This is a genomic window from Variovorax sp. CF079, from assembly GCF_900101545.1.
GTDB lineage: Bacteria > Pseudomonadota > Gammaproteobacteria > Burkholderiales > Burkholderiaceae_C > Variovorax.
The window spans coordinates 71,514-90,877 of the sequence record NZ_FMZU01000019.1; the positions used below are offsets into that span (position 1 = coordinate 71,514).

The 19,364-nt window shown below is 68.9% G+C and carries 14 protein-coding genes; 5 read left to right on the forward strand and 9 right to left on the reverse strand.

Features of this window, described 5'->3' with window-relative positions; genetic code table 11:
• Positions 1-30: 30 nt before the first annotated feature.
• The gene (locus BLS74_RS24055) at positions 31-495 is read right to left on the reverse strand and encodes a cyanophycin metabolism-associated DUF1854 family protein (protein ID WP_093109673.1); all 465 of its coding nucleotides are present in this window, start codon (positions 493-495) and stop codon (positions 31-33) included.
• On the reverse strand, positions 492-2,768 hold the full coding sequence (locus tag BLS74_RS24060; protein WP_093109674.1) for a cyanophycin metabolism-associated ABC transporter: 2,277 nt from the start codon (positions 2,766-2,768) through the stop codon (positions 492-494). Before BLS74_RS24060 ends, BLS74_RS24055 begins: the two co-directional genes overlap by 4 nt.
• 127 nt (positions 2,769-2,895) lie before the next feature.
• Here BLS74_RS24060 and cphA (BLS74_RS24065) point away from each other — a divergent pair, with 127 nt between their 5' ends.
• The 5 genes from cphA (BLS74_RS24065) to BLS74_RS24090 all read left to right on the forward strand — a co-directional run bounded on the left by cphA (BLS74_RS24065) (position 2,896) and on the right by BLS74_RS24090 (position 10,269).
• Positions 2,896-5,136 carry a cyanophycin synthetase gene (cphA, locus tag BLS74_RS24065; protein ID WP_244503976.1) on the forward strand — a complete coding sequence of 747 codons (2,241 nt, stop codon included), beginning with the start codon at positions 2,896-2,898 and terminating at the stop codon, positions 5,134-5,136.
• A 45-nt stretch (positions 5,137-5,181) separates the two neighbouring features.
• The gene (gene cphA, locus BLS74_RS24070; RefSeq protein ID WP_093109675.1) at positions 5,182-7,749 is read left to right on the forward strand and encodes a cyanophycin synthetase; all 2,568 of its coding nucleotides are present in this window, start codon (positions 5,182-5,184) and stop codon (positions 7,747-7,749) included.
• 156 nt (positions 7,750-7,905) lie between these two features.
• Positions 7,906-8,394 (forward strand): hypothetical protein, encoded by a 489-nt coding sequence (locus BLS74_RS24080; protein ID WP_093109677.1) that lies wholly within the window; start codon positions 7,906-7,908, stop codon positions 8,392-8,394.
• A gap of 98 nt (positions 8,395-8,492) precedes the next feature.
• Positions 8,493-8,744, forward strand: coding sequence for a hypothetical protein (locus BLS74_RS24085; RefSeq protein WP_093109678.1), 252 nt, complete (start codon positions 8,493-8,495; stop codon positions 8,742-8,744).
• A 10-nt stretch (positions 8,745-8,754) separates the two neighbouring features.
• Positions 8,755-10,269 (forward strand): CYTH and CHAD domain-containing protein, encoded by a 1,515-nt coding sequence (locus tag BLS74_RS24090; protein ID WP_093109679.1) that lies wholly within the window; start codon positions 8,755-8,757, stop codon positions 10,267-10,269.
• 9 nt (positions 10,270-10,278) lie between these two features.
• On the opposite strand, the gene BLS74_RS24095 is transcribed toward BLS74_RS24090, so the two are convergent.
• From BLS74_RS24095 to mmsA, 7 genes are read right to left on the reverse strand one after another with little or no spacing between them, the layout of a single operon-like run.
• Positions 10,279-11,208 (reverse strand): dihydrodipicolinate synthase family protein, encoded by a 930-nt coding sequence (locus BLS74_RS24095; RefSeq protein ID WP_093109680.1) that lies wholly within the window; start codon positions 11,206-11,208, stop codon positions 10,279-10,281.
• Between the two features lie 22 nt (positions 11,209-11,230).
• Entirely contained in the window at positions 11,231-12,967 is a 1,737-nt protein-coding gene (locus BLS74_RS24100; protein ID WP_093109681.1) for an IlvD/Edd family dehydratase, read from the reverse strand.
• A gap of 16 nt (positions 12,968-12,983) precedes the next feature.
• Complete coding sequence (gene yjfF / locus BLS74_RS24105; protein WP_093109682.1) at positions 12,984-14,006, reverse strand: galactofuranose ABC transporter, permease protein YjfF; 1,023 nt, start codon at positions 14,004-14,006, stop codon at positions 12,984-12,986.
• The gene (locus BLS74_RS24110) at positions 14,003-15,070 is read right to left on the reverse strand and encodes an ABC transporter permease (protein WP_093109683.1); all 1,068 of its coding nucleotides are present in this window, start codon (positions 15,068-15,070) and stop codon (positions 14,003-14,005) included. The genes yjfF and BLS74_RS24110 overlap by 4 nt, the downstream gene beginning before the upstream one ends.
• A complete protein-coding gene (locus BLS74_RS24115; protein WP_093109684.1) occupies positions 15,067-16,596 on the reverse strand; it encodes a sugar ABC transporter ATP-binding protein in 1,530 nt (509 codons plus the stop codon). The genes BLS74_RS24110 and BLS74_RS24115 overlap by 4 nt, the downstream gene beginning before the upstream one ends.
• On the reverse strand, positions 16,593-17,798 hold the full coding sequence (mmsB, locus tag BLS74_RS24120) for a multiple monosaccharide ABC transporter permease (RefSeq protein WP_093109685.1): 1,206 nt from the start codon (positions 17,796-17,798) through the stop codon (positions 16,593-16,595). Before mmsB ends, BLS74_RS24115 begins: the two co-directional genes overlap by 4 nt.
• Positions 17,788-19,362: a multiple monosaccharide ABC transporter ATP-binding protein gene (gene mmsA, locus BLS74_RS24125; protein WP_093109686.1), complete on the reverse strand. Its 1,575-nt coding sequence runs from the start codon at positions 19,360-19,362 to the stop codon at positions 17,788-17,790. The genes mmsB and mmsA overlap by 11 nt, the downstream gene beginning before the upstream one ends.
• Positions 19,363-19,364: the final 2 nt, after the last annotated feature.

The following is a 19,364-nucleotide window of genomic DNA, read 5'->3' on the forward strand; positions in this document are numbered from 1 at the left end:
GGCTTTTTGCTGCAGAAGGGGCATCGAACTTCATAGAAAACGCTCCAGCAACTTGCGCGACCCCCGGTCCAGCGCCCTCACATCGGGAATGCGGAACTGCACGCCGTGGGCGCTCGCGATCAGCAACGCACCGCCTTCGAGCCGGCGGATGTCTTCTTCGGCCTTGAGCACGAAACTGGTCTCGCCGCGGTCGGTGCTCACCCGCCAGGTGCTGGGCACGCCGAAGCTCGACACCTTGTGCAGCTTCCGCAAGGTGGGCGCGAAGTCGCGCGCGGCCAAGTCCTGCGCGAGCAAGGCGCGTACTTCTTCGGGCAAGTCATCGACGCGGTCGATCCACAGCAGCTCGCGGCCGTCGCCGCCGACCAGCGACAGGCCATCGCCCGGCGCGCTGAGCGGGAAGGCGCGCACCGGCACCACGCCGGCATGGCGGACGCCCTCGGCGTCGACCACCACCAATCGGCCGAAGCCGTCACGTTCCAATTGGCAATCGTTCATGCCTCACCCGCCGGATGCGCCGCATGGCCGCCAAGCACCAGCGCGACCGAGGCGCGCTCGGCCGCGAAGCCTGGGCTTTCGTCGTCGGCCTGGCGCAGCTGCGCCTGGTAGAGCCGCCAGTAGGCGCCCTGCTTTTCCATCAGCGCGTCGTGCGGGCCGACCTCGACGATCTCGCCGCGGTCCATCACGACCAGCCGGTCGGCCTTGCGCAGCGTGGAAAGCCGGTGCGCGATGGCGATGGTGGTGCGGCCCTGCACCAGGTTGTCGAGCGCCTTCTGGATTTCCTTCTCGGTTTCGGTGTCGACCGCCGAGGTGGCCTCGTCGAGGATCAGGATGCGCGGGTCGATCAGCAAGGCGCGCGCAATGCTGATGCGCTGCCGCTCGCCGCCCGACAAACCCTGCCCGCGCTCGCCGACCAGCGAGTCGTAGCCGTGCGCGAGCCGCAGGATGAAGTCGTGCGCATGGGCGGCGCGCGCGGCGGCCACGATCTCCTCGCGCGTGGCTTCGGGCTTGCCGTAGGCGATGTTCTGGGCAATGGTGCCAAAGAACAGGAAGGGCTCCTGCAGCACCAGCCCGACGTGGCGCCGGTAGTCGGCCACCGCGAAGCGGCGGATGTCGGTGCCGTCGACCAGGATGGCGCCGTCGGTCACGTCGTAGAAGCGGCAGATCAGGTTGACCAGCGTGCTCTTGCCCGAGCCGCTGTGGCCGACGAGGCCGATCATCTCGCCCGGCTCGATCACGAGGTCGAGGTCGCGGATCACGGCCCGGCTGCCGTAGCGGAAGCCGACGTCGGCCATCTCGATGCGCCCCTGCACTCGCTCGACCTTCACCGGGTTCGCCGGCTCCGGCACGTTGCTCACATGGTCGAGGATGTCGAAGATGCGCTTGGCGCCAGCCGCCGCCTTCTGCGTGACCGAGACGATGCGGCTCATCGAATCGAGCCGCGTGTAGAAGCGCCCGATGTAGGCGATGAAGGCGGTGAGCACGCCGACCGTGATGCGGCCGCGTGCCACCTGCCAGATGCCGAAGCCCCAGACCACCAGCAGGCCGATTTCGGTGAGCAGCGACACGCTGGGCGTGAACAGCGACCAAGTCTTGTTGAGCTTGTCGTTGACCTGCAGGTTGTAGGCATTGGCGGCGTGGAAGCGGCTGGCCTCGCGCTTTTCCTGCGCGAAGGCCTTGACCACGCGGATCCCGGGGATGGTGTCGGCCAGCACGTTGGTCACCTCGCTCCAGACGCGGTCGATCTTCTCGAAGCCGGTGCGCAGCCGGTCGCGCACCACGTGGATCATCCAGGCGATGAAGGGCAGCGGCACCAGCGTGACCACGGCCAAGAGCGGATTGATCGAGACCAGGATCACGGCGGTCATGGCGATCATCAGCACGTCGGTCAGGAAGTCCAGCGCGTGCAACGAGAGGAAAACGTTGATGCGATCGGTCTCCGAGCCGATGCGCGCCATCAGGTCGCCGGTGCGCTTGCCGCCGAAGTAATCGAGCGGCAAGGTGAGCAAGTGTTCGTAAGTGGTGGTGCGCAGGTCGGCGCCGATGCGCTCCGAAACCAGCGCCAGCAGGTAGGTGCGGGCCCAGCCCAGCGCCCAGCCGGCCAGCGCCGCGGCCAACAGCGCGCCAAGGAACATCGCGACCTTGCCGAAGGCGATCTGCTGGCCGTTCTGGAACGGGATCAGGATGTCGTCCATCAGCGGAATGGTCAGGTACGGCGGCACCAGCGTGGCGGCGGTCGAGGCCAGGGTGAGCAGGAAGCCGGCGATCAGCTGCTTGCGGTAGGGCTTGGCGAAGCGGCCCAGCCGCAGCAGGACCCAGGTCGAGGGCGGGGTCTGGAGCTCGGGCTCGGCGAGCGCCGCCTCGTCCGCCTCGGCGGCCACCGCTGTCGCCTGCGCGACTCCGGCCGCCTGCTGGCCGAACAGCTTCTGCAGCCGCAGCGCGGCCGCCTGGTGGCGCAGGGTGTAGCGCCAGCGCGCCAGCCGCCCGCGGGCGTCCAGCAGGTCGAGGGTGCCGATGCCGGCATGGTCGGCCAGTTGCAGGTCCAGCCCCGGCGCGCCGAGCGGCCATTCGGCCCAGGCGCCTTCGGAATTGCGGGCCAGCAGGCGCCGATCGGTCAGCGCCAGCAGGCCGGAAGCAAACCGAAGTTCGCCATCGAGGTCAACCGGCACGGTCGCCAGAACGTTTTCCGCGGCTCTGAGCCGGCTTTTCAGAGCCTCTGAGGCCTCCTCTTCTTCGCCCCCCGGGGTGCCGACTGGATCGTGATGTTGCATTGTGTTTCTGTGTCTCTGGCCCGCGAAGGGGCCCTTCATGGCGCCTGCCGGGCGCCGATTCTGACCGATGACCATGGGCGCGCTTGAAGTCAGCCCCGTGCTCGGCCAAAGCACAACGAACGTTCTCATGACCCGTTTCGACGACATCCGCCTGCTGCGCGTCAACTATTTGCGCGGTCCCAACCTCTGGACCTACCGGCCCGTGCTGGAAGTCTGGCTCGACCTCGGCGCGCTCGAGGACTACCCCTCCAACAAGATCGACGGCTTCACCGACCGCCTGACCACGCTGCTGCCGGCCCTGATCGAGCACCACTGCGGCGTCGGCGAGCGTGGCGGCTTCATCCAGCGCCTGACCGAGGGCACCTGGTCGGGCCACGTGCTGGAGCACGTCGTGATCGAGCTGCTCAACCTGGCCGGCATGCCGACCGGTTTCGGCCAGACGCGCAGCACCTCCAAGTACGGCGTCTACCGCATGGTGTTCCGCGCGCGCGACGAGCAGGTCGCGCGCGTCGCCCTGGCCGAGGGCCACCGGCTCTTGATGGCGGCCATCAACAACGACCCCTTCGACGCCGCCGGCGTGCAGCGCGCGGTCGATGCGGTCAAGGCCAAGGTCGAGGACTGCTACCTCGGCCCGAGCACCGCCTGCATCGTCGGCGCCGCCACCGACCGCGGCATTCCGCACATGCGGCTCAACAGCGGCAACCTGGTGCAGCTCGGCTACGGCGCCAACCAGCAGCGCATCTGGACCGCCGAGACCGACTACACCAGCGCAATCGGCGAATCGATCGCCAGCGACAAGGAGCTCACCAAGTCGCTCCTGGCCGGCTGCGGCGTGCCGGTGCCCGAAGGCCAGGTGGTGGCCAACGCGCAGGAAGCCTGGGAAGCCGCCGAAGACATCGGCCTGCCGGTGGTGGTCAAGCCCTCGGACGCCAACCACGGCCGCGGCGTCTCGCTGGAGTTGAATACCCGCGAGGAAGTGGAAGCCGCCTTCGCCGTCGCCGAGCCCGAGGGCAGCGACGTGATGGTCGAGCGCTTCATCCGCGGCCACGAGCACCGCCTGCTGGTGGTCGGCGGCCAGGTGGTCGCTGCCGCGCGCGGCGAGATCATCACGGTGACCGGCGACGGCACGTCGACCGTGGCCCAGCTGATCGAGAGCCAGCTCAACAGCGATCCGCGGCGCGGCGCCGAAGAAGAATTCCCGCTCGACGTGATCGACATCGCTACCGACGCCAAGCTGCAGCTCGAACTCAAGCGCCAGGAGCTGGACGCGGCCGCCGTGCCCGCCGCTAGCCGAGTCGTCACGATCCAGCGCAACGGCAACATGGCCATCGACTGCACCGATCATGTGCATCCCGAAGTCGCGCATGCGGCCGTGCTGGCCGCCCGCGTGGTCGGCCTCGACATCGCCGGCGTCGACCTGGTGGCCCAGGACATCGGCCGCCCCCTGGCGCAGCAAGGCGGCGCCATCGTCGAAGTCAACGCCGGCCCCGGCCTGCTGATGCACCTGAAGCCGGCCGTCGGCTCGCCGCGGCCGGTGGGCCGCGCGATCTGCGACCACCTCTTTCCCGACGACGCGCCGGGCCGCATCCCCGTGGTCGGCGTGGCCGGCTCGCGCGGCACCGCCGTGCTCTCGCGCCTGGTCGCCTGGCTCGTCGGGCTGGGCGGGCGCCATACCGGCCTGGCCTGCCGCGACGGCCTGTTCCTCGAGCGCCGCCGCGTCGATGCGCGCGACAGCGCCACCTGGGAAGCCGGCCGCCGCCTGCTGGTGAACCGCGCCGTGCAGGCAGTCGTGATCGAGAACGGCGCCCAGACCATCCTGCGCGACGGCCTGGCCTACGACCGCTGCGAGGTCGGCATCGTGACCGATCTCGATGGCGCCGAAGACCTGGCGGAGTTCGACATCACCGAGAGCGACCAGATGGTCAGGGTGCTGCGCACCCAGGTCGATGTGGTGCTGCCCGAAGGCACTGCGGTGCTGAATGCGGCGGACATGCGCGTCGCGGGCCTCGCGCCGCTGTGCGATGGCGATGTGATCCTCTATTCGGTCGACCCGCAAGCCGAGGCGCTGGCCAAGCACCAGAGCGCCGGCGGCAAGGCCGTGCTGGTGCGGCAGGACCGCGTGGTGCTGGCCAACGGCAGCAGCGAGTCCTTCCTGCCCGGCCTCGGCCGGCTGACCATCTGGCGCGCCACGCATGCGGGCGTCGGCCTCGAGAGCCTGCTGGCCGCGGTCGCCGCGGCCTGGGCCCTGGGCATTCCGCTGAGCCTGATCGGCGCCGGCGTCGAAGCCTTCGAAGCCGACCTGCAGGCGGCGCTCGCCTCGCTGCAGCTGTCCCAAACCCTGCTTTCGCCCGAACCCCAACTGGCCTGACCGGCGCAACCCTCAGGTTCGCCGGCACCCTACTGCATCACCGCCATGGAAGTCACCCGCATCCGCGCCCTGCGTGGGCCCAATCTCTGGAGCCGCCACACCTGCATCGAGGCGATCGTCACCTGCACGGACGACGAGAACGCGATCAGGCGGCTGCCCGGCTTCGAAGCCCGGCTGCGCGCGCTGTTCCCGAACATCGGCGAACTGCATCCGATCGTGCTCGGCCAGCCGCTCGCGCTGGCACATGTGCTCGAGAACGCGGCCGTGGCGCTGCAGGCTCAGGCGGGCTGCGCGGTGAACTTCGGCCACACCGCGCGCACGGTCGAGGAAGGCGTCTACCAGGTCGCCTTCCAGTACAGCGAAGAACCGGTCGGCCGGCGCGCGCTCGAACTGGCCGAGCAGCTGATCGCGGCCGCACAGGCCGGCACCGAATTCGATGCGCACGCCGCCATCACCGAACTGCGCGACCTCGACGAATCCGAACGCCTGGGCCCAAGCACCGGCTCGATCGTCGACGCCGCCGTGGCGCGCGGCATCCCTTACCGCCGTCTCACCAGCGGCAGCCTGGTGCAGTTCGGCTGGGGTTCGAAGCAGCGCCGCATCCAGGCCGCCGAGGTCGACAGCACCAGCGGCGTGGCCGAATCGATCGCGCAGGACAAGGAGCTCACCAAGCAGCTGCTCAACGCCGCCGGCGTGCCGGTGCCGCTGGGCCGCCCGGTCAGCGATGCCGACGACGGCTGGGCCGCGGCCCACGAGATCGGCCTGCCGGTGGTCGTGAAGCCGCAGGACGGCAACCAGGGCAAGGGCGTCACGGTCAACATCACGACGCGCGAGCAGCTGCTCGCCGCCTACGACTCGGCTGCAGCCTACGGCGAAGTGATGGTCGAGAAATTCCTGCCGGGCTTCGACTTCCGCCTGCTGGTGGTGGGCGACAAGCTGGTGGCGGCGGCGCGGCGCGATCCGCCCCAGGTGATCGGCGACGGCAGACAGACCGTGCGCCAGCTGGTCGACCTGGTGAACCAGGACCCGCGCCGGGGCGTTGGCCACGCGACCTCGCTCACCAAGATCCGGCTCGACGACATCGCCATCGGCCGCCTCGAATCGCAGGGCCTCGCGCCCGACAGCGTGCCCGCGCTCGGCCAGCGCGTGGTGCTGCGCAACAACGCCAACCTATCGACCGGCGGCACCGCCACCGACGTGACCGACACCGTGCATCCCGAAGTCGCGGCGCGCGCGGTCGACGCGGCGCAGATGGTCGGCCTGCACATCTGCGGCGTCGACATGGTCTGCGAGAACGTGCTGCGCCCGCTCGAGGAGCAGCACGGCGGCGTGGTCGAGGTCAATGCCGCGCCGGGCCTGCGCATGCACATCTCGCCCTCCTTCGGCCGCGGCCGCGCGGTCGGCGAGGCAGTGATGGACACGCTGTTCGCGCACGGCGACGACGGCCGCATTCCCGTGGTCGCCGTGACTGGCACCAACGGCAAGACCACCACCGCGCGCCTCATCAACCACCTGCTCGCCTCCAGCGGCCTGCGCACCGGCATGACCAACACCGACGGCGTCTACGTCGACGGCCGCCAGACCGACAGCGGCGACTGCAGCGGCCCCAAGAGCGCGCGCAATGTGCTGCTGCACCCGGACGTCGACGCGGCCGTGTTCGAAGTGGCGCGCGGCGGCGTGCTGCGCGAGGGCCTGGGCTTCGACCGCTGCCAGGTGGCGGTGGTCACCAACATCGGCAGCGGCGACCATCTGGGCCTCAACTACATCACCACGGTCGAAGACCTCGCGGTGCTCAAGCGCGTGATCGTGCGCAACGTGGCGCCCGGCGGCTATGCAGTGCTCAACGCGGCCGACCCCAACGTGGCCGCTATGGCCGCCACCTGCCCCGGCAGCGTGATCTTCTTCACCGCCGACCGCCAGCATCCGGTGATGGCCACGCACCGCGCGCAAGGCAAGCGCACCGTCTACGTCGACCAGGACACGCTGGTCGCCGCCGAGGGCTCGTGGCGCGAGCGCATTGCGCTGCGCGACGTGCAGATCACGCGCAACGGCACCATCGGCTTCCAGGTCGACAACGTGATGGCCTCGGTCGCGGCCGCCTGGGCCGTGGGCCTGGACTGGGACACCATCCGCAGCGGCCTCGCGAGCTTCAACAACGATGCCGCGGGCGTGCCGGGCCGCTTCAACGTGATGGACTACCGCGGCGCCACCGTGATCGCCGACTACGGCCACAACACCGACGCCATGCGCGCGCTGGTGGCCGCGGTCGACACCATGCCGGCGAAGAAACGCTCGGTGGTGATCAGCGGCGCCGGCGACCGCCGCGACTGCGACATCCGCGACCAGACCGCGATCCTCGGCCAGGCCTTCGACGACGTGATCCTCTACCAGGACGCGGCCCAGCGCGGCCGCGCCGACGGCGAAGTCATGGCGCTGCTGCGGCAGGGGCTCGAAGGCGCGCAGCGCACCCGCACCATCGACGAGATCCGCGGCGAATTCATCGCCATCGACATCGCACTCGATCGGCTCCAGCCGGGCGACCTCTCGCTGATCCTAGTCGACCAGGTTGAGGAAGCGCTCGCTCACCTGGCGAAGCGCATCACCGCTGGCTGAAAGCGCGGCGCCGCAGCCGCCGTGACAGACCTGTCCCACACGAAGCTGCGGCGCCTGCGCCAGATCGCGGCCACGCTGTCCCACAGCCTGCGGCGCTGAGCGCCAACACACTGCCTGACCGGCAGCGCGAACTGCGCTGCCCGAAAGGAGTGATTCATGAAAACAGTCATTCGTTCGAGCCTTGCCATCCTGCTCGCCGCGGGCGGCCTGATCGGCGCCTCGTCGGCCATGGCCCAGGCAGCAGGATCCGACGCCACCCTGCAGCGCGAACGCGCCGTCTGCGACGGCGTTCTGCAGGATCGCACCGCCTGTCTTCGAGAAGCCGGAGCGGCACGCTACGAGGCGCGGCGAGGCGGATTGACCAGCGCCGCGCCCATCAACTACGAACAGAACGCATTGGCACGCTGCAGCCTGCAGCCGCCGGCCGACCGGGCCGACTGCGAGGCGCGCGTGCTCGGCACCGGCAGGACCACCATGGAAGGCAGCGTGCTGGGTGGCGGCGTGATACGCGAAACCGTGACGCCGATCGTGGCGCCGATGCCGATGACCGCGCCGCCGCCAGCGCCGATGACCCGGCCGGAGCCGATGACAGCGCCGGCACCGATGACAGCGCCGGCACCGATGACGCCACTCCCGCTTCGTTGAGACGAAGACCAAAGCCCTACATTGTCACGCGGCTGTCATAAAAGGCCCCGGGGGTGCTGGCTATAGTCGTGGGGCCGTCAACTCCGAAGCCCGCCCCCATGAACGCCATCAAGGTCGCACGCCGATTCATCGAAACGGACCCGGCCAACGAGTCGGCCCAGATTCTGGCCCGGCTCGTCCTGGCTCTCGAATCGGAGCGCAGCTTCGAGCTGGTCACGCTCTACGAGCTCGACTACAAGAGCTTCCAGCTGGCCATGGACATCCTGAAGGAATGGCGGCTCGACCGCTACTACGCCAGCAAGTCCAAGCTGTTCGACCTGTCGCTGCAGATCAGCGAGCTGCCGGGTTGACGCCCTCGCAGTGACCGAGTTCGAACTCAAGTTCCAGGTCGACGCGCAGCAACGCGCCGCCGTCGAGGCGGCGGTCGCGCGCGGCCGTTCGCAGCGCACTCGCCTCCAAGCCCGCTATTTCGACACTGCCGACGGTGCGCTGGCCGCGCAGCGTCTCGTGCTGCGCGTGCGCAAGGAAGGCAAGAACTGGGTACAGACCGCCAAGGCCCCGGCCGATGGGCCCCTGCAGCGCCACGAGGACAACGTCGAATTGAGCACCGAGCGCGCGAGCGAGGTGCCCCTTCCGCGCATCGAGCGCCATGAAGGCACGCCCGTCGGCGAGCTGATCGCGAAGGCCTTGCGAGCAGCCGGGCATGAACCGGCCGATGCCGTGCTGGTGCCGCTCTACCTCACCGACATCCGCCGCACCACGCGCGAAATGCGCACCGGCGATGCGCTGGTCGAGCTCGCTTTCGACCGCGGCGAAGTGCGCGCCGGCGAGCATTCGCACGCGGTGTGCGAACTCGAGATCGAGCTGAAGAGCGGCAGCCCACGGTCGATGCTGGAGCTCGCACGGCGCTGGCGCATGCGCTACGGCCTGTGGCTCGACACCGTCTCCAAATCGGCGCGCGGAGAGCGGCTGGCCAAGGGCATCGAATACGGCGAGCCGGTCAAGGCCGAAGCGCCGAAGCTGGGCGACGATCCGAGCGGTGTGCAGGTTTTTCGCGCGGTGCTGAACAGCTGCCTGGCGCAAATCCTGCCCAATGCCAGCGAGGTCGCGGCCGGCAGCACCGATCCCGAGCACGTGCATCAACTGCGCGTCAGCATCCGGCGCCTGCGGACCGCGTTGCGCGAGATGGCCGAGCTCGCGCCTTCGATCGACCCGGCATGGGAGCCCGCGCTGGTGGACGCATTCCGCGCCCTGGGCCGCCAGCGCGATCGCGAGCACCTGCAGCAGACCGTGCAGCCGCAGATCGAAGCCGTCGGCGGGCCGCCGGTGGATTGGCACGAGGGCGCGTCGGAGGGTTCATCGCCGGCTCCGGCCGAGGTGGTGCGTTCGGCGGCCTTCCAGCTCGTGCTGATGAGCCTGATCGAGGCCTCGCTGCCCGAAGAAGAGCCCTCCGGCGAGCAGCTGGAACCAGGCGTTCCGGCCCGCAAGCCGCTGCGCGCTCGGCTGTCCAAGCTGCACCGGCAAGTGGTGCGCGATGGCCGGCGCTTCGACGCGCTGGAGGTCGAGGAACAGCATCGCGTGCGCAAGCGCCTCAAGCGGCTGCGCTACCTGGGCGAGTTCGTCGCGCCCTTGTTCGACCAGGGCGCAAAGCGCTATCTGAAGGAACTGCGCCCGGCGCAGGACGCGCTCGGCACGCACAACGATGCCGCCATGGCCATCGCCGCCTACCGCGACGCGGCCCAGCGCGACGGGCGGGCATGGTTCGCGGTCGGCTGGCTGGCCGCGCGCCAGCCCGCAAGCGCGCTGAAATGCCGCGACGCGCTAGGCAAGATCGCGGACGTGCAACCGTTCTGGAAGAAGCGCTCGAAGCGCTGACCCGCGCCCTCAGCGGCCCCAGCGCAGCACGAGCGGATCGAGGCGCCGCGCCGTCTCGATCAGGCCGGCGCGCGTGTCGGGGTGCATCGCCGGCAAGGGATGGCGCGGGGCCTCGCAGTTGATCACCCCGCCCTCCTTCATCAGCGCCTTGCAGGCGAGCAGGCCTGCCTGCCGATTCTCGTAGTTGATCAGCGGCAGCCATTGCTGGTAGCGCGCGAAGGCCGCCTCGCGGCGGCCGGCCAGGTGGTCCATGATGATCGGCCGCAAGCCGTCGGCGTAGGCGCCGCCCGTCATCGAGCCGGTGGCGCCGGCGTCGAGATCGGGCATCAAGGTGATCGCTTCCTCGCCATCCCACGGACCTTCGATTGCGTCGCCGCCCAGGCGGATGAGTTCGCGCAGCTTCGATGCGGCGCCCGCGGTCTCGATCTTGAAGTAGGCGACGTGCTCGATCTCCGTCGCCATGCAGGCGAGAAAGGGCGCCGACAGCACGGTGCCGCTGGCCGGCGCGTCCTGGACCATGATCGGGATGTCCACCGCGTCGGACAGCCGCGCATAGAAGTCGTAGATCTGCGACTCGGGCACGCGAAAGGTGGCGCCGTGGTAGGGCGGCATCACCATCAGCATCGCGGCGCCCATGTCCTGCGCACGGCGGCTGCGCTCGGCGCAGACCTTGGTACTGAAATGGGTGGTGGTCACGATCACCGGCACGCGCCCGGCCACATGTTCGAGGATGGTACGGGTCAGGAGCTCGCGCTCGTCGTCCGCGAGCACGAACTGCTCGGAAAAATTCGCCAGGATGCAGATGCCGTCCGAGCCCGACTCGATCATGAAATCGATGCAGCGCTTCTGGCTAGCGAGGTCCAGCTCGCCCGTTTCGGTGAAGGTGGTGGGCGCTACCGGGAAGATGCCCTGGTAGCGGCGTTGCTTGGAAGTGGTCATGCAGGCTCCAGATTTCAATGGATCAATGCGAATGGCGCGGCACCGCGGCGCCGCGGCAGCCGACGAGGAAGTCGAAGTCGCAGCCCTCGTCCGCCTGCAGCACGTGCTCGACGTAAAGGCGCCGGTAGCCGCCGCCCTTCTCGGGCGCTTCCTGCACGGTGACGGCACGCAGGCGCTCGGCCAGCTCGGCATCGCTGATGTCCAGGTGCAGGCGGCCCTGCTCGCAGTCGAGCTCGATCCAGTCGCCGTCGCGCACGGCCGCCAGCGGGCCGCCGTCGGCGGCTTCCGGCGCCACGTGTAGCACCACGGTGCCGTAGGCGGTGCCGCTCATGCGCGCGTCGGAAATGCGCACCATGTCCTTGATGCCCTGGCGCAGCAACTTGGGCGGCAGGCCCATGTTGCCGACCTCGGCCATGCCGGGATAGCCCTTGGGGCCGCAGTTTTTCATCACCAGTACGGAGCTCGCGTCCACCTCCAGCGCCTCGTCGACGATGCGTTCCTTGTAGTGCTCCAGGTTCTCGAACACCACGGCGCGGCCGCGGTGCTTGAGCAGTTCCGGCGAGGCGGCCGAAGGCTTCAGCACCGCGCCGCGCGGCGACAGGTTGCCGCGCAGGATGCAGATGCCGCCGTCTTCGACCAGCGGCCGATCGAGCGGGCGGATCACCTCGTCGTCGTAGCCGGGCGCATCGCGCACGTTCTCCCACAGCGACTTGCCGTTGACCGTGAGCGCATCGGGATGCGGCAGCAGGCCGTTCTCGCCGAGCCGGCGCAGCACGGCCGGCAGGCCGCCCGCGTAGTAGAACTCCTCCATCAGGAAACGGCCCGAGGGCATCAGGTCGACCAGCGTCGGCGTGCCGCGGCCGATGCGCGTCCAGTCCTCGAGTTCGAGCGGCACGCCGATCCGCCCTGCGATGGCTTTCAGATGGATCACGGCATTGGTCGAGCCGCCGATCGCCGCGTTGGTGCGGATCGCGTTCTCGAAGGCCTCGCGCGTGAGGATCTTCGACAGCGTCAGGCCTTCGCGTGCCATCTCGACCGCCCGCATGCCCGACATCTGCGCCAGCACATAGCGGCGCGCGTCGACCGCGGGGATGGCGGCGTTGTGCGGCAGCGAAGTGCCGAGCGCTTCGGCCATACAGGCCATCGTGGACGCCGTGCCCATGGTGTTGCAGGTGCCGGCGGAGCGCGACATGCCGGCCTCGGCCGACAGGAACTGGTGCACGTCGATCTCGCCGGCCTTCATCGCCTCGTGCAGCCGCCATACGGCCGTGCCGGATCCGATGTCGCGGCCTTCCAGCTTGCCGTTGAGCATCGGCCCGCCCGTGACCACGATCGCCGGGATGTCGCAGCTCGCCGCGCCCATCAGCAGCGCGGGCGTGGTCTTGTCGCAGCCGGTGAGCAGCACCACCGCATCGATCGGGTTGCCGCGGATCGCCTCCTCCACGTCCATGCTCGCGAGGTTGCGCGTGAGCATCGCGGTCGGGCGCAGGTTCGACTCGCCGTTGGAGAACACCGGGAACTCGACCGGAAATCCGCCCGCTTCCGACACGCCGCGTTTCACGTGCTCGGCGATCTTGCGGAAGTGCGCGTTGCAGGGCGTCAGCTCCGACCAGGTGTTGCAGATGCCGATGATCGGCCGGCCGTCGAACTCGTGGTCCGGGATGCCCTGGTTCTTCATCCAGCTTCGGTACATGAAGCCGTTCTTGTCGGCCGAACCGAACCATTCGGTCGAGCGCAGTTTCTTGGGGGTCTGGGGCATGCGGGGGCTTTCGGAACTAGGGCCTGCGCGCGGCGAACAGGCGTTGCAGGAGACAGAAGACGAACAGGAGCGCGCCGACCACGATGCGCGTCCACCAGGAGCTCAGCGTGCCGTCGAAGGAGATGAGGGTCTGGATGATGCCCAGCATCAGCACGCCGAACAGCGTGCCGACGACGTAGCCGACGCCGCCGGTCAGCAGCGTGCCGCCGATCACCACCGCCGCGATGGCATCCAGCTCGAGCCCGACCGCGTGCAGACCGTAGCCTGACAGCATGTAGAAGGTGAACACCACGCCGGCCAGCGCCGAGCAGAAGCCCGACAGCGTATAGACGCCGATCACCGTGGAGCGCACCGGCAGCCCCATCAGCAGGGCCGACTGCTCGTTGCCGCCGATCGCGTAGACGGTGCGGCCGAAGGGCGTGTAGTGCGCGACGAAGACCGCGAGCGCGACCACCGCCAGCGCGATCAGGGCGCTCGCCGAGATCGAGGCCTCGCCCCAGACCCGCATGCGCCACTGCGACACCTCGGAGTAGAACGCGTTGGTGATGCTGATCGAGTCGATGCTGATCAGGTAGCAGAGGCCGCGTGCGAGGAACATGCCGGCCAGCGTCACGATGAAAGGCTGGAGCCGGAAGCGCTCGATCAGCAGGCCCATGCCGGCACCGAACAGCGTGCCCATGACAAGCACCAGCGGGATCACGAGGCCCGGGCTCCATCCATGCTTCTCGACCAGCGAGGCCGAGACCATGGTGGTCAGCGCGATCACCGATCCCACCGACAGGTCGATGCCGCCCGACAGGATCACGAAGGTCATGCCGACGGCGACGATGCACAGGAAGGCGTTGTCGATCAGCAGGTTCAGGAACACCTGCGGCGAGAAGAAGCCGTCGTAGAACACCGAGCCCAGCGTCGCCATCAGCATGAAGAGCGAGATGGTCGCGGCCAGCGGCAGGTACTTGGGGTTCAGGCGCGTGCGCGGGGGCCTGGGCACCGCCGCAGGCGCAGCGGCTTCGGGCGGGCGCGAGACGATGGCGCTCATGGCGCAACCTCGCCGCTCGGCGCGCGCCGCACCAGTTGCCGCATGCTGGCGCGGAATTCCGCCGACTGCAGCAGCATGACCGCGAACACCACCACCGCCTTCACCACCAGGTTGATCTCCGGCGGCACGCCCAGCGAATAGATGGCATAGGTCAGGGTCTGGATGATCAGCGCGCCGATCACGCTGCCGACCAGGCTGAAGCGGCCGCCCGTGAGCGCGGTGCCGCCGAGCGTGACCGCCAGGATCGCGTCGAGCTCCAGCAGCTGGCCCGCGTTGTTGCCATCGGCGCTCTTGACGTTGGAGCTGATCAGGAGCCCCGCGACACCCGCGCAGAAGCCGCAGAACATGTAGGCGCAGACGATGATGCGGCGGGCGCGCACGCCGGCCACGCGCGCCGCGCTCGGGTTGATGCCCACCGCCTGGATGAAGAGGCCCAGCGCGCTGCGCGTGATGCCGAAATAGACCACCGCCAGCACCAGCGCCGCGATGTACACCGAGAAGGGCAGCCCGAACAGGTAGCCGCTGCCGATGAAGAAGAAGGGGGCGTAGTAGATCGTGATGATCTGGCCACCCGTGATCAGCTGCGCGATGCCGCGCCCCGCCACCATGAGGATCAGCGTCGCGATGATCGGCTGCATGCCGACGCGCGCCACCAGGAGGCCGTTCCACAGCCCGCACGCCGCGGCCGCGCAGAGCGCCACGAGAATGGCCAGCCACATCGGGAAGCGGCTGACCTCCGCGGCGGCGCCGTTCGCGACCACCAGCGATCCGCCGATCAGCCAGGCCGCCAGCGCCGCTGCGATCGCCACGACCGCGCCGACCGAGATGTCGATGCCGCGCGTCGCGATCACCAGCGTCATGCCGAGCGACACCAGCACCAGCGGCGCCGCGCGGTTGAGGATGTCGATCAGGCTGCCGTAGAGATGGCCGTCGCGCCATTCCAGGTGCAGGAAGCTCGGATTGAAGGCCGCGTTGACGGCCAGCAGCAGAAGCAGTGTGACCACCGGCCATGCGAGGCGGTGACCGAACACCCACCTCAAGGATTCGGGAAACGATGCGCTCATGATTCCGCCGCGATCAGTTCGTAGACCGCGTCCTCGCTGCTGCCCGCGGGCAGCTCGCCCACCTTGCGCCGCTCGCGCAGCACCGCGATGCGATGCGACACGCGCACCACCTCGTTCATCTCGGAAGAGATGAACAGCACCGCCATCCCCTCGCCCGCGAGCCGCAGGATCTCGTCCATGATTTCTTGCTTGGCCGCGACGTCGATGCCGCGCGTCGGCTCGTCGAGGATCAAGAGGCGCGGCCGGGTCGCCAGCCAGCGCGCGAGCACCGCCTTCTGCTGGTTGCCGCCCGACAGCAGGCCGATCGGCGTGTCGATGCTCGCGGTCTTGATGCCCAGCGCCTTGACGAAGCGCTCCGCCAGCGCCGTCTGCTCGGCGCGCGAGAGCGTGCGGCGCAGCCCCATCCGCGCCTGCAGCGCCAGCGCGATGTTCTCGCGCAGCGAGAGCTCGGCCACGATGCCGTCGGTCTTGCGCTCCTCGGGGCACAGCGCGAGCCCGTGCTTCACCGCATCGGCCGGGCTCGCCAGGTCGACGGCGACGCCATCCACGCGCAGGCGGCCGCAATCCGGCTTCGCCAGGCCGAACAGCAGCCGCGCCAGCTCGGTACGGCCGGCGCCCAGCAGGCCGGCCAGCCCCACCACCTCGCCCGCGCGCACGCTGAGGTCGACTGGCTGCAGCTGCCCGCGCTGGCCCAGGCCCTCGGCCTGCAGCACCGCGGGCGCGAACTCCTCGAGGGCGGGCAGCTCTGCATGGCCCGCTGCCTGCGCCGCGAACTCGCGCCCCACCATGGCGGAAATGAGCGCCTGCGGACCGAGCTCGCTCGCGCGCCACTCGCCCACCCAGCTGCCGTTGCGCAGCACGGTGATGCGGTCCGACACCGCATAGACCTGGTTCAGGAAATGCGTGATGAACAGGATGGCCAGGCCCTCGCTGCGCAGCCGTCGCAGCACCGCGAACAGGCTCTTCACTTCCTCGTCGTCGAGGCTCGAGGTCGGCTCGTCGAGGATCAGCACGCGGGACGAGAGGCCGAGGGCGCGCGCGATCGCCACCATCTGCTGCACCGCCACCGAGTAGCTCGACAGCAGCTGCGAGACATCGATGTCCACATCCAGCCGCGCCAGCAGCGCACGCGCATCGCGGTTCACCTTCGCCCAGTCGATGCGAAAGCCCTGCGCCGCGCCGCAGCGCGGATAGCGCCCCGAGAACATGTTCTCGGCCACCGACAGGTTGGGGCAGAGATTGACTTCCTGGTAGACCGTGCTGATGCCCATGCGCTGTGCCTCGAGCGGCGAGCCCGGCCGGATCGGCTCCCCCGCGAGCCGCATCTCGCCGGCGTCGGCGGCATGCACGCCGGTCAGTACCTTGATGAGCGTCGACTTGCCCGCGCCGTTCTGCCCCATCAGCGCATGGATCTCGCCCGGCCGGAGCCGGAGCGCCACGCCGCGCAGCGCCGGCACGCCGTTGAACTGCTTGTCGATGCCGGTGAGCTCGAGCACCGGCATCTCGGACGATGCGGCGGGGTTCATTTGTTCTTGTTGTAGACGTCCACGAACACCGCGGCCAGCAGCACCAGGCCCTTGATCACCTGCTGGTAGTCGATGCCGATGCCGAGGATCGACATGCCGTTGTTCATCACGCCCATGACGAAGGCGCCGATGACCGCACCCATCACCTTGCCGACGCCGCCCGAGGCCGAAGCGCCGCCGATGAAGCAGGCCGCGATCACGTCGAGCTCGAAGCCGAGCCCCGCCTTCGGCGTGGCCGTGTTGAGCCGCGCCGCGAACACCAGCCCGGCCAGCGCCGCCAGCACGCCCATGTTGACGAAGGTCAGGAAGGCGAGCCGCTGCGTCTTGATGCCCGACAGCCGCGCCGCCTTTTCGTTGCCGCCCAGCGCGTAGATGCGGCGGCCGACCGTGGTGCGGCTGGTCACGAAGTCGTAGGCCACGATCAGCACGGCCATCACGATCAGCACATTCGGCAGGCCCTTGTAGGTCGCCAGCAGGTAGCTCAGCAGCAGGATGACGGCGGCGAAGAACAGGTTCTTGACCAGGAAGAAGGCGTAGGGCTCCTGCTCCATGCCGTGCTGCGCCAGCTTGGCGCGGCCGCGCAGCTTGAAGAACACCAGCGCCGCGGCGGCCAGCGCGCCTAGAACGAGCGAGCTGGTATGCAGGCCGCCGCCGCTCCCCAGGTCGGGCACGAAGCCCGAGCTCAGCTTCTGGAAGGTTTCGGGGAAAGGACCCACGGACTGCCCCGCGAGCAGCGCCAGTGTCAGCCCCTTGAAGACCAGCATGCCGGCCAGCGTGACGATGAAGGACGGGATGCGGAAGAAGGCCACGAACCAGCCCTGCGAGGCGCCGATCAGCCCTCCGGCGAGCAGGCAGACGATGAAGGTGGGCACGAAATGCCACTCGTACTCCACCATCAGCACCGCGGCCAGCGCGCCGATGAAGCCGCACACCGAGCCGACCGACAGATCGATGTGGCCGGCCACGATCACCAGCAGCATGCCGAGCGCCATGATCACGATGTAGCTGTTCTGCAGCAGCAGGTTGGTGAGGTTCAGCGGCCGCATCAGCGTGCCGTCGGTCAGCACCTGGAACAGCACCATGATCGCGACCAGCGAGATCAGCATGCCGTATTCGCGCAGGTTGTTCTTGAGGAAGCCCGCGTACTCGGCGAGCGGCGCGACCGGCTGCGCCGGCGTGACGGTATCGACTTCAGGCGGCATGGACGCTGCTCCCCGAGGCCACGATGGCCCGCATGATCTTTTCCTGCGACGCTTCGGCGGCAGGAAACTCGGCGACGAATCGCCCTTCGTTCATCACATAGATGCGGTCGCACATGCCCAGCAGTTCGGGCAGTTCGGAAGAAATCATGAGAATGCCTTTGCCCTGGCTCGCGAGCTGGTCGATGATGGTGTAGATCTCGTACTTGGCGCCGACGTCGATGCCGCGCGTGGGCTCGTCGAGGATCAGCAGTTCGGGCTTCGCGAACAGCCACTTGGCGAGCACCACCTTCTGCTGGTTGCCGCCCGACAGGTTGAGCACCTGCTGGCCGACGCCGGCGCAGCGGATGCCGAGCGCGCGGCGGTACTCGTTCGCCACCTTGAATTCGCGCCCGTCGTCGATCACGCCGCGGTCCGAAACGGCCGCCAGGTTGGCCAGGCTCAGGTTCTTGCGGATGTCTTCTTCTAGCACCAGGCCCGCGCCCTTGCGGTCCTCGGTGACGTAGGCGATGCCGTGGTCGATCGCCCGGCCGATGGTGGAAACGTCCACTTCCTTGCCGTGCATGAAGACCGAGCCGCTGATGCGCTGGCCGTAGGCGCGCCCGAACACGCTCATCGCGAACTCGGTGCGGCCGGCGCCCATGAGCCCGGCGATGCCGACGATCTCGCCGCGCCGCACGTGCAGGTTGACGCCCTTGATCTGCTCGCGCTCGGCATGCAGCGCGTGGTGCACGCGCCAGTCGCGCACCTCGAACACGGTCTCGCCGATCTGCGGCGAGCGCTCGGGATAGCGGTGCGCCATGTCGCGCCCCACCATGCCGCGGATGATCCGGTCCTCGCTGATCGGTGCGGTGCGGCAGTCCATGGTCTCGACGGTGGCGCCGTCGCGCAGCACGGTGATCGAATCGGCCACCTTGGCGATCTCGTTGAGCTTGTGCGAGATGAGGATCGAGGAGATGCCCTGCTTCTTGAGCCCGAGCAAGAGCGCCAGCAGCGCATCGCTGTCGCTCTCGTTCAGGCTCGCCGTCGGCTCGTCGAGGATCAGCAGCTTGACCTCCTTCGAGAGCGCCTTCGCGATCTCGACCAGCTGCTGCTTGCCGACGCCGAGGTCGGTGATCAGGGCGGTCGGCGGCTCCTTGAGGCCGACCTTGGCCAGCAGCTCGCGCGTCTGGGCATAGGCCGCGAACCAGTCGATCACGCCGCCGCGCGCCGTCTCATTGCCGAGAAAGATGTTCTCGGCGATCGACAACAGCGGCACCAGCGCGAGCTCCTGGTGGATGATGATGATGCCGAGCTTCTCGCTGTCGGCAATGTCCCGGAAGCGGCGCAGCTCGCCCTCGAAGCGGATCTCGCCGGTGTAGGAGTCGCAGGGATAGACCCCGCTGAGCACCTTCATCAGCGTCGACTTGCCCGCGCCGTTCTCGCCCACCACTGCGTGGATCTCGCCCGCGCGCACCGCGAGGTTGACGTTGTCCAGCGCGTTCACCCCCGGAAAGGTCTTGGTGATGCCTCGCATCTCCAGAATCACATCGTTCACCCTGTCTCCTTCGAACCTCCGCCCCACCATCG